Consider the following 13,936-nt stretch of genomic DNA (forward strand, 5'->3'; position numbering starts at 1 on the left):
GGCCCTCAAGCATCATCAGCGCAACACCGGCAAACTGGTGGTCGACTTGATCTCCGACAACGCCACGATCGAATTGACCTCCTGAATCCCCGGCACCATCGACAGCTTCTCGAAGAAGAAGCGCTCGTACGCTTCGATGTCCGCCGTGACAATCCGCAGCAAGAAATCCACCGCCCCCATCAGCACGTAACATTCCAGCACCTCCGGAAAGCCGCGAATCGCCTCGGTGAATTCGGTGAAGTTCGAACGCCCGTGGGCATTGAGTTTCACCTCCGCGAAGATTTGCGTGTTCAGGCCGATTTTCTTGCGGTCGAGCAAGGTCACCTGGCCGCGAATGATGCCCTCCTCTTTCATCCGCTGAATCCGCCGCCAGCACGGCGATTGCGAGAGCCCCACCTGCTCGGCGATCTGTGCGCTGGAAAGCGAAGCGTCCTCTTGCAGCAAGGCGAGGATCTTGCGGTCGTAGCTGTCCAGTTCGCTATGCATAAAAAAACCCTTAACCGCGTAATAAATGAATTGATTTATTCTTCATTCCTGCAATACAGCCAATCATAGAGAAGAAATACCCGGCACAGGATGTAAACATTTCTCCAATGATTCTGGAGCCTGACCATGCCGTATCTCGAAGCCGTGAATACCCCACCTGCCCGCGCCGATGTCTGGAACGTCGGCAACGCCCATTGCCGGGTTCGCTATCAAATGACGGCCGAGGCTGAACCGGACCTGCTGTGTCGCGCCCTCAATCTGTTCGCCCTGCAATTGCTCACGCCGGAGCAGGTCAGCGCGCAGCGCCAGGACGACTGGTTGACCATCGAGGTTGTCATCGACGGTTTGAGCTGGCACCGCGCGCAAGTGATTGCGGAAAAACTTCGCAACCTGATCAGCGTCTGCTCGGTGGAGCTGCAAGAAGCTGATGCCCCATGGGCCGAAGCGGTTCAAGCGGCGGGCTGAAAAACTCCGAAACGGCTTTGTCGGGTAGTGGCCCAGCGGTCAGCCGAGCCACGGCTATCCTTTGCGCACTGTCGTTCAAAAGGAGCCCGCATGTCCGTACAAATCGCCCTTCAGGACCGCTGGCTGGATCTCAATGATCTACTGCGCGAACTCGTCGCCCAGGGCTTTATCAGCCAGGATTCGGCCGAACACGCACTCAATGCCCGCCGCCGCAACGCCTCCCTTGGGCAGATGCATCCGCTGGAGTTCATTGCCAGCCAACAGCTGGACGATCTCAGCCGCCCCGGCAAACCGCTGGACCTCGAGAGCCTGACCCTGTGGCTGTCCCGGCAGGCCGGCCAGCCTTACCTGCGCATCGACCCACTGAAAATCAACGTCGCGGCCGTGACCCCGCTGATGTCCTATGCCTTCGCCCAGCGCCACAAGATCCTCGCGGTAGCCATCGACCGCGAGGCGGTAACCGTGGCCAGCGCCCAGCCTTATGTCAGCGGCTGGGAGGCTGACCTGACCCACGTGCTCAAATTGCCGATCAAGCGTGTGGTGGCCAACCCCGTGGACATCCAGCGCTTGAGCGTCGAATTCTTCCGCCTGGCCAAGTCGGTCACCGGGGCGAACAGCGCCGACCCGCAAGTCAGTACCCTCGGCAATTTCGAACAGCTGCTCAACCTCGGCGCCAGCGACCAGGAGCCGGACGCCAACGACGCACACATCGTCAATATCGTCGACTGGCTGTTCCAGTACGCGTTCCAGCAACGCGCCAGCGACATCCATATCGAGCCCCGGCGCGAGCAAGGCACGGTGCGCTTTCGCATCGACGGCGTGCTGCACAACGTCTATCAATTCCCGCCCCAGGTCACCATGGCCATCGTCAGTCGCCTGAAAACCCTGGGGCGCATGAACGTCGCGGAGAAACGCAAACCCCAGGACGGACGGGTGAAAACCAAGACTCCGGATGGCGGTGAAGTCGAATTGCGCTTGTCGACACTGCCCACGGCCTTCGGCGAAAAAATGGTCATGCGGATCTTCGATCCGGAAGTATTGCTCAAGGACTTCGACCAGCTTGGTTTCTCCGCCGACGACCTGCGCCGCTGGCAAGACATGACCCGCCAGCCCCACGGCATCATCCTCGTCACCGGGCCGACGGGCTCGGGCAAGACCACCACCCTCTACACCACCCTGAAAAAACTGGCGACGCCGGAGGTCAACCTCTGCACCATCGAAGACCCGATTGAAATGGTCGAGCCGGCGTTCAACCAGATGCAGGTCCAGCACAACATCGACCTGACCTTCGCCGCCGGCGTGCGCGCACTGATGCGGCAAGACCCGGACATCATCATGATCGGCGAGATCCGCGACCTCGAAACCGCGGAAATGGCGATCCAGGCGGCGCTCACCGGGCACCTGGTGCTGTCGACCCTGCACACCAACGACGCGCCCAGCGCCATCAGCCGTCTTCTGGAGCTCGGCGTGCCGCATTACCTGATCAAGGCCACAGTGCTTGGCGTCATGGCCCAGCGACTGGTGCGAACCCTGTGCCCGCACTGCAAGGCGCCGCTGACGCTGGGCGAAGACGACTGGCAAACCCTGACCCGTCCCTGGCAAGCACCGTTGCCGGCCAATGCCCAGCGTGCCATCGGTTGCGTGGAATGCCGCGACACCGGTTATCGCGGTCGCGCCGGGGTCTACGAAATCATGCAACTGAGCGATGGCATCAAGGCGTTGATCAGTCCCGACACCGATCTGCTGGCCGTGCGGCGCCAGGCATTCAAGGAGGGCATGCGCAGCCTGCGGTTGTCAGGAGCGCAAAAGGTCGCCGCCGGGCTGACGACTATCGAGGAGATTCTGCGCGTGACTCCCCAGAGCGAGCAGAACTGAGCCTGGCTGTACTGATCCGGCATCGGCACAGCTACACTTCAGCCATTGCAACTCCACAGATCCACACATCAACAAGGAATCGTTATGCAGATCGGTAGTGTGCTTTTGCTTTTTGTCGGCCTGGTGGTCGCCATTCTGTTCATGGGTTTCAAGGTCGTGCCCCAAGGCTTTGAATGGACCGTCGAGCGTTTCGGTCGCTACACCAACACGCTCAAGCCGGGGCTGAACGTCATCATTCCGGTCATGGACCGCATCGGCCGCAAGATGAATGTGATGGAAAGCGTGCTGGATATTCCGCCACAGGAAGTCATCACCGCCGACAACGCCACGGTGCAAATCGACGCCGTGTGCTTCTTCCAGGTGGTCAACACCGCCCAGGCGGCCTACGAGGTCAACAACCTCGAACACGCCATCCGCAACCTGCTGCAAACCAACATCCGCACCGTGCTCGGCTCGATGGAGCTCGACGCCATGCTCAGCCAGCGTGACGGGATCAACGAAAAACTGCTGCGCACCGTCGACGAAGCGACCGCGCCTTGGGGCATCAAGATCACCCGGATCGAGATCAAGGACATCAGCCCGCCCGCCGACCTGATGGCGGCGATGTCAGGGCAGATGAAAGCCGAGCGAATCAAGCGTGCGCAGATCCTCGAGGCCGAGGGCCTGCGCGCCGCAGCGATCCTGACCGCCGAAGGCAAGAAGCAGGCGCAGATCCTCGAAGCCGAAGGCAGTCGCCAGGCCGCATTCCTGGAAGCCGAAGCCCGCGAGCGGCAAGCCGCGGCAGAAGCCCAGGCGACCAAAGTGGTGTCCGAAGCCATCGCCAGCGGCAACGTGCAGGCGGTGAACTACTTCGTGGCGCAGAAGTACATCGATGCGCTGGGCAAGTTGTCCTCGGCCAACAACAGCAAGGTGATCCTGATGCCGCTGGAAGCCAGTTCGATGATCGGTGCGGTGGGCGGCATTGGCGAAATCGTCAAGGCCACTTTCGATAACAAGAAAGCCTGAGGCGCGCCATGTGGGCATTTTTGCAGCATCTTTCGTTCTGGGACTGGCTGGCGCTGGGCACGGTGCTGTTGATTCTCGAAGTGTTCGGCGCCGGCGGTTATCTGCTGTGGATCGGCATGGCCGCGGCATCCGTGGGCGTCTTGACCTTCCTGATGCCGGACCTGTCCTGGGAATGGCAGTTTCTGTTGTTCGGCCTGCTGTCGATCACCACCGCGTTGTACTGGTGGCGGCGTCAGCGCACGGCAATGCGTCCGAGTGATCAGCCGCACCTGAATCTGCGCGGCCAGGAACTCATCGGCAAAACCTTCGTGGTGCATGAAGCGATTGTCGACGGTCGCGGCAAGATCAAGGTGGCTGACGGTGTATGGATGGCCCGCGGGCCGGACACAGCCACTGGCAACCGCGTGCGGGTGGTCGGCCAGCAAGGCGCCATCCTGCTGGTCGAAGCGGCGGATTAAGCGACCACGGAACTCGATTGGGGGTTGGCAATCCAACCGCGTACTCAACCCAGTGGAGTCACCTTGTCATGCGTTTCAAACTTGCTGTCGCTACCGTCGCGCTGTTGTCCCTGCCTGTCGGTTCGGCGATGGCCGATACTTTTTGGCGTAACGTTCTTACGTCCGGTGCAACCACCGGTTCGAGCTATCTGACATCCAAGGATAACAAGCTGGTCGTCGCGGCCCAGGACGATGCCAGCAGCTTCGTCGCCAGTGACGGCGGTATCCGCGGTCCGTACCTGGAAGCGGCCATGCAGAAGGTCCGCGCCGAAAACCCGGGCCTGCAAGCCACGGACATGGAACTGGCGAACGCGATCCTGGCGAAGAATGCCGTGGCTTCGGAATAAGCGTTGCGAATGAAAAATGCCGCTCAATTGAGCGGCATTTTTTTGCCTGGCGAACGCAAATCTCATGTTCACCGAGCCCCCCTGTGGGAGCGAGCTTGCTCGCGATAGCGGTGGATCAGTAAAAACTTCATTGACTGTCACACCGCAATCGCGAGCAAGCTCGCTCCCACAGGGGTTATGTACAACCTGGGAAGTCAGCGGTAGTCGTCCACCGGCACACACGCACAAAACAGGTTCCGGTCCCCATACACATTGTCCACCCGGTTCACCACCGGCCAATATTTGTGAGCCTTGGTGTGCGCGTCCGGCGTGACCGCTTGCACGATGCTGTACGGTCGTTCCCACACGCCGGTGATATCGGCCAACGTATGCGGCGCACCTTTCAACGGATTTTCTTCAGCCGGCCAATTACCGTTCTGCACCTCATTGATTTCCGCGCGGATGCTCAGCATCGCCCCGATGAACCGGTCCAGCTCCGCCTTCGATTCACTTTCGGTCGGTTCGACCATCAGCGTCCCCGGCACGGGAAACGACATGGTCGGGGCATGGAAGCCGTAATCCATCAGACGCTTGGCCACGTCCTCCTCGGTAATGCCGGTCAACGCCTTGAGCGGTCGCAGGTCGAGGATGCATTCGTGGGCCACCCGTTCGTTGCGCCCGGTATAGAGCACCGGGAAAGCACCGGACAAATGCCGCGCCAGGTAATTCGCGGCCAGGATCGCCACTTCGCTGGCGTCCGCCAGTTGCGGCCCCATCATGGCGATGTACATCCAGCTGATCGGCAGAATGCTTGCGCTGCCCCAAGGCGCTGCGCTGACGGCGCCATTTTGCGGGTGCGGCCCGTCGATTGGCACCACCGGATGGTTGGCCACGAACGGCGCCAGATGTGCCCGAACACCAATCGGCCCCATGCCCGGCCCACCGCCACCATGGGGAATGCAGAAGGTCTTGTGCAGGTTCATGTGCGAGACATCGGCACCAATATCGGCCGGCCGCGCCAACCCCACCTGAGCGTTGAGGTTGGCGCCATCCATGTACACCTGCCCCCCGTGCTGGTGGATCACCTCACAGATTTCGCTGATGCCTTCCTCATACACCCCATGGGTCGAAGGATAGGTCGCCATCAGGCAGGCGAGTTTTTCGGCGGCCTGCGCGGCTTTTTCCTTGAGGTCATCCAGGTCGACGTTGCCCGCCTCGTCGCACTCGACGATCACCACGCGCATCCCGGCCATTTGCGCCGACGCGGGATTGGTGCCGTGAGCCGACGAAGGAATCAGGCAGATATCACGGCCGCCCTGTTGCCGGCTCTCATGGTATTTGCGGATCGCCAGCAGCCCGGCGTATTCGCCCTGGGCGCCGGAGTTGGGTTGCATGCAGATCGCGTCGAAACCGGTGATCGCGCACAACCAGCGCTCCAGTTCCTCGATCATCAGCCCATAACCGGCGGCCTGTTCCTTGGGCACGAACGGGTGCAGGTTAGCGAACTGCGGCCAGGTAATCGGGATCATCTCGCTGGTGGCGTTGAGCTTCATGGTGCAGGAGCCCAACGGGATCATCGATTGATTGAGCGCCAGGTCCTTGTTTTCCAGCTGCTTGAGGTAGCGCAGCATCTCGGTTTCACTGTGATGGGCGCTGAACACGGGGTGACGCAGATAAGGTGAAGTTCGCGCCAGCCCTTGGGGAATTCCGCCAGGCAAGACTTCGGCATCCAGGTCGTCGATGCTGAGCCCGTGATCGGCCCCCAGGAACACGTCGAACAGCTTCGCCACGGTGCCTTCGTCGCAGGTTTCGTCGAGGCTCAAGCCCAGCTGGCCGCGCCCGAGAATGCGCAGGTTGATCTGTGCGGCCCGGGCACTTTCGATGATCGCGGTCTGGGTCCCGCCGACTTCCAGCGTCAAGGTGTCGAAGAAGTGCCGGTTGACCCGGGTGATACCGTTGCGTTCAAGCCCGGCGGCAAGGATGCAGGTCAGCCGATGAACCCGCTGGGCAATTCGCTTGAGCCCTTCGGGGCCGTGGTAGACCGCATAGAAACTGGCGATATTGGCCAGCAGCACCTGGGCCGTGCAGATGTTGGAGTTGGCCTTCTCCCGGCGGATGTGTTGCTCGCGGGTTTGCAGGGCCATGCGCAGGGCGGTGTTGCCCCGCGCATCTTTCGAAACACCGATGATCCGCCCGGGAATCGCGCGCTTGTATTCATCGCGGCTGGCAAAAAATGCTGCATGAGGCCCGCCGTAGCCCATGGGCACACCAAATCGCTGGGACGAGCCGAACACCACATCGGCACCCAGTTCACCCGGCGGAGTCAACAACAACAGGCTCAGCAAATCCGTGGCGACACAGGCCAGGGCCTGTTGCGCGTGCAGGTGATCAATCAGCGGTCGCAGGTCGTGGATTTCACCATGGGTGTCAGGGTATTGCAGCAGCGCGCCGAACACCTGGTGCCGCTTCAAGTTATCCACAGTGTCGACGATCAGATCGAAGCCGAAACCTTCAGCGCGGGTCTGCACCACGGAAATGGTTTGCGGGTGGCAGTTTTCGTCGACAAAGAACAGGTTGCTTTTGGACTTGGCGACCCGCTTGGCCAAGGCCATGGCCTCCGCCGCGGCGGTGGCTTCATCAAGCAGCGAGGCATTGGCCAGTTCCAGGCCGGTCAGGTCGATGGTCAGTTGCTGGAAGTTCAGCAGCGCTTCGAGTCGCCCTTGGGCGATCTCTGGCTGATAGGGGGTGTACGCGGTGTACCAGCCGGGATTTTCCAGCACATTACGCAGAATGACCGCCGGTGTGAGGGTGCCGTGATAGCCCATGCCGATCAGGCTGGTCCAGACCTGGTTCTGCTCGGCATAACCGCGCAGCTTGGCCAGCGCGGCCTCTTCATCGAGTGCCGGGGGCAGGTCCAGCGCCCGGTTGAGGCGGATGCCCGGCGGCACCGTCTGCTCGATCAATTCGACCCGACTGCCCAGGCCGAGGCTGTCGAGCATCGCCTGTTGCTCGGCGGCATCGGGCCCGAGGTGGCGGCGTAGAAAGGCATTGGGGTCGCGTAACTGGCTCAGGGACGGCAATTGGGACATGACGGGCTCTCTCTTGACTGGCGCTCAGCGTCGATGCAACACGATCAAACCAGCATAGCAGCCACTCTGTAGGAGCGAGCTTGCTCGCGATGACCCCGAGCGCGCCGCGGGGTCTCAGGTTGCAGCGTTATCGTTAACGACCATCGCGAGCAAGCTCGCTCCTATAAGGGAAATTCGCCAGACAACAAAAAGCCCCGACGAGTCGGGGCTTTGGATGACGCTGAAGGCTTACTCGCCGATGGCGGCCTTGTAGCCGGCGGCATCCAGCAGTTTTTCCAGCTCGGCGGTGTCGCTTGGCTTGAGCTTGAAGATCCACGCGCCGTACGGATCGGAGTTGAGCAGCTCAGGCTCAGCGCTCAACGCTTCATTGACCGCGATCACTTCACCGCTGATCGGTGCATAAATGTCGGAAGCGGCTTTGACCGATTCAACGACACCCGACTGATCACCGGCAGCAAACACGTTGCCGACCTCAGTCAGCTCGACGAACACCACGTCACCCAGCGCTTCCTGCGCGTGATCGCTGATGCCCACGGTGACGGTGCCATCGGCTTCCAGACGTGCCCATTCGTGACTTTCGGCAAAACGCAGGTCGGCAGGGATATCGCTCATGTTCTGTGTCCTCAGGAAATGGTCGGCGGTCATGTCCGCCAGAAAAGATTAGATCAAGGTTTTGCCGTGGCGTACGAAGGTCGGTTTGACCACCCGGACCGGGTACCACTTGCCACGGATTTCCACTTCAGCGCGGTCGGCTGTTGCCATCGGCACGCGCGCCAGTGCAATCGACTTGCTTAGCGTAGGAGAGAAACTACCACTGGTGATCTCCCCTTCGCCAACATCGGCGATGCGGACCACCTGATGAGCGCGTAAAACACCGCGTTCCTCAAGGACCAGACCGACCAGTTTTTGCTGTACACCGGCAGCCTGCTCGGCGTCCAGCGCCTTGCGCCCGATGAACTGCCGGGTGGCAGGTTCCCAGGCAATGGTCCAGGCCATATTGGAGGCCAAGGGTGAAATATCCTGCTGGATATCCTGACCGTAAAGATTCATGCCGGCTTCGACCCGCAAGGTATCCCGCGCGCCAAGACCGATGGGAGAAATCCCGGCGCCGACCAGATCGTTGAAAAAGCCTGGCGCCTGATCGGCCGGCAGAATGATTTCCAGGCCGTCTTCGCCGGTATAACCGGTGCGTGCGATGAACCAGTCACCATCGGACAGGCCTTCGAAAGGCTTGAGGAGCTGGATCAGGTTGCCGCGGGACTGACTGACCAGTTCGGCAATTTTCTGCCGGGCGTGGGGGCCCTGGATGGCCAGCATCGCCAACTCGGAACGCTCGCGAAGTTGCACATCGAAACCGTCGAGATGCGCTTGCATCCAGGCCATGTCCTGATCGCGGGTGGAGGCGTTGACCACCAGGCGATAACCCTCATCGAGACGGTAGACGATCATGTCGTCGACAATCCCGCCCTGCTCGTTGAGCATGGTGCTGTACAACGCACGGCCTGGGCTGTGCAGGCGTTCGACATCATTGGCCAGTAAATGCCGGAGCCAGGCTTTTGCCTGGGCGCCACCGACATCGATTACGGTCATGTGGGATACATCGAAGACACCGCAATCGCGGCGCACCTGATGGTGTTCCTCGACCTGCGATCCATAATGCAGAGGCATGTCCCAACCGCCAAAATCGACCATCTTCGCGCCGAGTGCGAGATGAAGGTCATACAGAGGCGTACGCTGTCCCATGGGTTTCTCCTTCCGGGCGTGGCGAAGGTGCGGGCTGGTGCTGCACGGACTGAATGCCTTGAAATAAAGGGCCTTCAACCGATTTCAGCTACCTGGTCTGTCAGACGGACCGCACCGAATGCCGCGCATTGTAGCCGCAAGGTGTAGGACTGACACCTAGCTGTTTCGATGTGCTGAGCGTCGGATCAATCCGATGACCGGTAACAGCCCGACCAGTACCAGAGTCAATGCCGGCAAAGACGCCCGCGCCCATTCGCCTTCGCTGGTCATTTCGAAGATTCGCACCGCCAGCGTGTCCCAGCCAAACGGGCGCATCAGCAAGGTTGCGGGCATTTCCTTGAGCACATCGACGAACACCAGCAGCGCGGCGCTCAACGTGCCGGGTAGCAATAATGGCAGATACACTTTGAAAAACAGTCGTGGCCCACTGACGCCAAGGCTACGTGCCGCTTCGGGCAAAGATGGCCGTATACGCGCCAGGCTGCTTTCCAGCGGTCCGTAAGCCACCGCAATGAAGCGCACCAGATAGGCCAGCAACAATGCCGACAGGCTGCCCAGCAGCAGCGGCTTGCCCGCACCACCGAGCCAACTCGAAAGCGGGATCACCAGTTCGCGGTCCAGGTAACTGAACGCGAGCATGATCGACACCGCCAACACCGAACCGGGCAAGGCGTAGCCCAGGTTGGCCAGACTGACCCCGGAACGAATGACCCGGGTGGGCGCCAGTCGTCGGGCAAACGCCAGTAACAAGGCGACGCTGACGGTGATCAACGCCGCCATCGCCCCCAGGTACAAGGTATGGACGATCAACCCGGTGTAGCGCTCGTCGAGATCGAAGCGCCCACGCAGCCAGAACCACACCACCAATTGCAGCATCGGGATAACGAAAGCACAGGCGAACACCAGGCAGCACCACATCGTGGCCGCCAGTGCCTTGACGCCTCGCAGGTGATACAGCGCCTTGACCCGTGGTCGCTCGTTACTCGCCCGGTTCGCCCCACGGGCACGCCGTTCGCCGTAGAGCACGAGCATCACCACCAGCAGTAACAGGCTGGCCAGTTGCGCGGCGGACGACAGGCTGAAAAAACCGTACCAGGTCTTGTAGATGGCCGTGGTGAAGGTATCGAAGTTGAACACCGACACTGCGCCGAAGTCCGCCAGGGTTTCCATCAGTGCCAATGCCACGCCCGCACCGATGGCTGGCCGCGCCATGGGCAATGCCACCCGCCAGAACGCTTGCCAGGGCGATTGGCCAAGGACCCGCGCGGCTTCCATCAGGCCTTTGCCCTGGGCAAGGAAGGCTGTGCGGGCCAGCAGGTAAACATAGGGATAGAAAACCAGCACGAGCACGACGATCACGCCACCCGTGGAGCGCACGCGCGGCAGCCGCAGGCCACTGCCAAACCACTCGCGCAGCAGGGTTTGCACGGGCCCGGCAAAATCCAGCAGGCCGACGAAGACGAAGGCCAGCACATAGGCCGGGATCGCGAAGGGCAGCATCAATGCCCAGTCCAGCCAGCGCCGACCGGGGAATTCGCAAAGGCTGGTGAGCCAGGCCAGGCTGACACCCAGGACTGTCACGCCGACACCAACGCCTAGCACCAGGGTCAGGGTATTGCCCAGCAAACGCGGCATCTGCGTGTCCCAGAGATGAGACCAGATCTGTTGATCGATGGTTTGCCAGGACAGCAGCAACACGCTCAGGGGCAACAGGACCAGCGCAGCAATGGCGAAGACGACTGGATACCAGCGGCGTTGGGCGGGATGGGCCACAGGCTTGGTTCTCTACTATCTAATGGATGAGATCGACACTGGTAGGAGCGAGCTCGCTCGCGAAAAACGTCAACGATAATGCGGGAAGCCTGACCGTCCGCGGCGCCCTGACGTTCATCGCGAGCAAGCTCGCTCCTACAGCGTCAGGGGTGCGTAACGCAAAAACAAACGCCCCGCCTAGGCGGGGCGCAGCATAACAGCTGGCTCAGTTCCAGCCAGCCTTGTCCATCATGCGAATCGCCTCAGCCTGGCGCTTGCCAGCGATTTCCACGGGCAAGGTATCAGCAATGAACTTGCCCCATGCGGCGACTTCAGCCGATGGCTGCACGGCCGGATTCGCCGGGAACTCCTGGTTCACGTCGGCAAAGATTTTCTGCGCTTCAGGGGTGGTCATCCACTCCACCAGAGCCTTGGCCGCTTCCGGGTGTGGCGCGTGTTGTGTCAGGCCGATACCCGACAAGTTGATGTGTACGCCACGGTCAGCCTGGTTCGGCCAGAACAGTTTCACCGGCAGGTCTGGCTTCTGCTTGTGCAGGCGGCCGTAGTAGTAGGTGTTAACGATACCGACGTCGCACTGACCGGCGTTGATCGCTTCCAGCACGGCGGTGTCGTCGGAGAACACGTCAGTGGACAGGTTCCTGACCCAGCCCTTGAGGATTTCCTCGGTCTTCCCGGCGCCGTGCACTTCGATCATGGTCGCGGTCAGGGACTGGTTGTAGACCTTCTTCGCCGTGCGCAGGCACAGGCGGCCTTCCCATTGCTTGTCGGCCAGCGCTTCGTAGGTGGTCAGTTCACCCGGCTTCACCCGATCTGTGGAGTAGGCAATGGTCCGCGCCCGCAGGCTCAGGCCGGTCCAGGCGTGGGAGGCTGCCCGGTATTGCAGCGGAATATTGGTGTCGATGGTTTTCGAGGTGAACGGTTGGAGGATGCCCATCTGCTCGGCTTGCCAGAGGTTGCCGGCATCGACGGTGAGCAGCAGGTCGGCCGGCGTATTCGCGCCCTCGGCCTTGAGCCGCTGCATCAGCGGCGCTTCCTTGTCGGTGATGAACTTCACCTTCACGCCGGTCTTGGCGGTGTAGGCATCGAATACTGGCTTGATCAGCTCGTCGATTCGCGAGGAGTAGACCACCACTTCGTCAGCGGCCTGGGCGGCGGTGCTGCCGATCAGGGTCAAGGCCAGTGCAGTCAGTAGACGCTTCGGTGCCAACATGGGAGCGGTCTCTCGATTGAAAAATGAGGACAAATGATAAGGACTCACATTTAGCTTCTCAATCGAACCCGCTTGCGGAGGAGTTACCAGATGTTGCACAAGCTGGAATATTGGGTGGCCGAACTGCCGACATCGCGAGCAAGCTCGCTCCCACAGGGTTCTCCAGCGTTCACACAAATTGCATTAACACCTGAATTCCTGTGGGAGCGAGCTTGCTCGCGAAGGGGCCCTTAACCTCAACAAAAATCTCAGGCCTTGGCGAGTGCCGGCAAATCCCCGGTCAACCCCAGCGCTTCACGCACGAACAACGCCTTGGCTTCCGGCATTTTCTCCACCATTTTCAATCCGGTATTACGCAACCAGCGCACCGGCAACGGATCGGCCTGGAACAACCGCTCGAAGCCTTCCATCGCCGCCATCAACGCCAGGTTGTGGGGCATGCGTCGACGCTCGTAACGGCTGAGGACTTTCACATCCGCCAGGCGTTCGCCACGTGTTGCCGCTTGCAGCAACACTTCGGCCAGCACGGCGGCATCGAGGAATCCGAGATTGACCCCCTGCCCGGCCAACGGGTGAATGGTGTGGGCCGCGTCGCCGATCAATGCCAGGCCTTCAGCCACATACCGCTTGGCATGCCGCTGACGCAGGGGCACACACAGGCGCGGGTCGGCGCTCAGCACTTCACCGAGCCGACCTTCAAAGGCCCGCTCCAATGCCTTGCAGAAACCTTGTTCATCCATCGCCATCAGACGTTCGGCTTCGCCGGGTGTGGTCGACCAGACGATCGAACACCAATCCTGTTGGCCGTCCCGCTCAAGGGGTAGAAACGCCAACGGGCCGGTGTCGGTGAAGCGCTGCCACGCCGTCATCTGATGCGGTTTGGCGCAACGCACGCTGGTGACGATGGCATGGTGAAAATAATCCCATTCGCGGGTCGCCACTCCGGCCAGGCGTCGCACCGCCGAGTTGGCGCCATCTGCCGCGATCACCAGCGGCGCGCGCAGGGTGCGGCCATCGGCCAGGGTCAGCAGCCAGTCATCGCCGGAGCGGCGCATCTGCTCCAGGCGAGCATTGGCCAGCAACCCCAGGTCGCAATCGTGCAGACGCTCAAGCAAGGCATCCTGGACCACGCGGTTCTCGACGATATGCCCCAGCACCTCGGCATGCACGCTGGCCGCCGAGAAGTGGATTTGCCCGGTGCCGCTGCCATCCCAGACCTGCATGTCGGTGTAGGGGCTGCTGCGCCGCCCGGCGATGCCGTCCCACACGCCCAGGCGCTCGAGAATCCGCTGGCTGGCAGTCGACAAGGCGCTCACCCGTGGCTCAAACGCTGCCTGAGCGTTGAACGGTTTGACGCTCATGGGGCTGCCGTCCAGCAGCAGGACTTCCAGCCCGCTGTCCTGCAACGCCAGCGCCAGGGCGCTGCCGACCATTCCGGCCCCGACAATCAGCAGATCTGCGCGCATT

General features: G+C 61.3%; 12 protein-coding genes. 5 read left to right on the forward strand and 7 right to left on the reverse strand.

Annotation, left to right across the window (positions count from 1 at the left end; genetic code table 11):
* Positions 1-15: 15 nt before the first annotated feature.
* Positions 16-486 carry an Lrp/AsnC family transcriptional regulator gene (locus KGB20_RS08420; protein WP_090452054.1) on the reverse strand — a complete coding sequence of 157 codons (471 nt, stop codon included), beginning with the start codon at positions 484-486 and terminating at the stop codon, positions 16-18.
* A gap of 126 nt (positions 487-612) precedes the next feature.
* Between KGB20_RS08420 and KGB20_RS08425 the strand changes: the two genes are divergently transcribed.
* From KGB20_RS08425 to KGB20_RS08445, 5 genes are all read left to right on the forward strand, one after another.
* The gene (locus KGB20_RS08425) at positions 613-951 is read left to right on the forward strand and encodes a hypothetical protein (protein WP_154909851.1); all 339 of its coding nucleotides are present in this window, start codon (positions 613-615) and stop codon (positions 949-951) included.
* 90 nt (positions 952-1,041) lie between these two features.
* A complete protein-coding gene (locus KGB20_RS08430) occupies positions 1,042-2,826 on the forward strand; it encodes a GspE/PulE family protein (RefSeq protein WP_090452058.1) in 1,785 nt (594 codons plus the stop codon).
* Positions 2,827-2,910: 84 nt separating this feature from the next.
* Entirely contained in the window at positions 2,911-3,831 is a 921-nt protein-coding gene (locus KGB20_RS08435) for an SPFH domain-containing protein (protein ID WP_057712833.1), read from the forward strand.
* Positions 3,832-3,839: 8 nt separating this feature from the next.
* Positions 3,840-4,289 (forward strand): NfeD family protein, encoded by a 450-nt coding sequence (locus tag KGB20_RS08440; protein WP_154860925.1) that lies wholly within the window; start codon positions 3,840-3,842, stop codon positions 4,287-4,289.
* A gap of 68 nt (positions 4,290-4,357) precedes the next feature.
* Positions 4,358-4,675 carry a DUF2388 domain-containing protein gene (locus tag KGB20_RS08445; RefSeq protein WP_057712831.1) on the forward strand — a complete coding sequence of 106 codons (318 nt, stop codon included), beginning with the start codon at positions 4,358-4,360 and terminating at the stop codon, positions 4,673-4,675.
* A gap of 194 nt (positions 4,676-4,869) precedes the next feature.
* On the opposite strand, the gene gcvP is transcribed toward KGB20_RS08445, so the two are convergent.
* From gcvP to KGB20_RS08480, 6 genes are all read right to left on the reverse strand, one after another.
* Positions 4,870-7,743 (reverse strand): aminomethyl-transferring glycine dehydrogenase, encoded by a 2,874-nt coding sequence (gene gcvP / locus KGB20_RS08450; RefSeq protein ID WP_154860924.1) that lies wholly within the window; start codon positions 7,741-7,743, stop codon positions 4,870-4,872.
* A 228-nt stretch (positions 7,744-7,971) separates the two neighbouring features.
* Positions 7,972-8,355, reverse strand: coding sequence for a glycine cleavage system protein GcvH (gene gcvH, locus KGB20_RS08455; protein ID WP_150813743.1), 384 nt, complete (start codon positions 8,353-8,355; stop codon positions 7,972-7,974).
* A gap of 48 nt (positions 8,356-8,403) precedes the next feature.
* Positions 8,404-9,486, reverse strand: coding sequence for a glycine cleavage system aminomethyltransferase GcvT (gcvT, locus tag KGB20_RS08460; protein WP_154909849.1), 1,083 nt, complete (start codon positions 9,484-9,486; stop codon positions 8,404-8,406).
* A gap of 156 nt (positions 9,487-9,642) precedes the next feature.
* On the reverse strand, positions 9,643-11,259 hold the full coding sequence (locus KGB20_RS08465; RefSeq protein WP_150813742.1) for an ABC transporter permease: 1,617 nt from the start codon (positions 11,257-11,259) through the stop codon (positions 9,643-9,645).
* Positions 11,260-11,464: 205 nt separating this feature from the next.
* Positions 11,465-12,469 carry an extracellular solute-binding protein gene (locus tag KGB20_RS08475; protein WP_057712826.1) on the reverse strand — a complete coding sequence of 335 codons (1,005 nt, stop codon included), beginning with the start codon at positions 12,467-12,469 and terminating at the stop codon, positions 11,465-11,467.
* A 248-nt stretch (positions 12,470-12,717) separates the two neighbouring features.
* Positions 12,718-13,935, reverse strand: a complete 1,218-nt coding sequence (locus KGB20_RS08480; protein WP_191628309.1) for a 2-octaprenyl-3-methyl-6-methoxy-1,4-benzoquinol hydroxylase — start codon at positions 13,933-13,935, stop codon at positions 12,718-12,720.
* Position 13,936 lies beyond the last annotated feature (1 nt).

This window comes from Pseudomonas sp. BF-R-30 (assembly GCF_019956175.1).
Lineage (GTDB): Bacteria > Pseudomonadota > Gammaproteobacteria > Pseudomonadales > Pseudomonadaceae > Aquipseudomonas > Aquipseudomonas jessenii.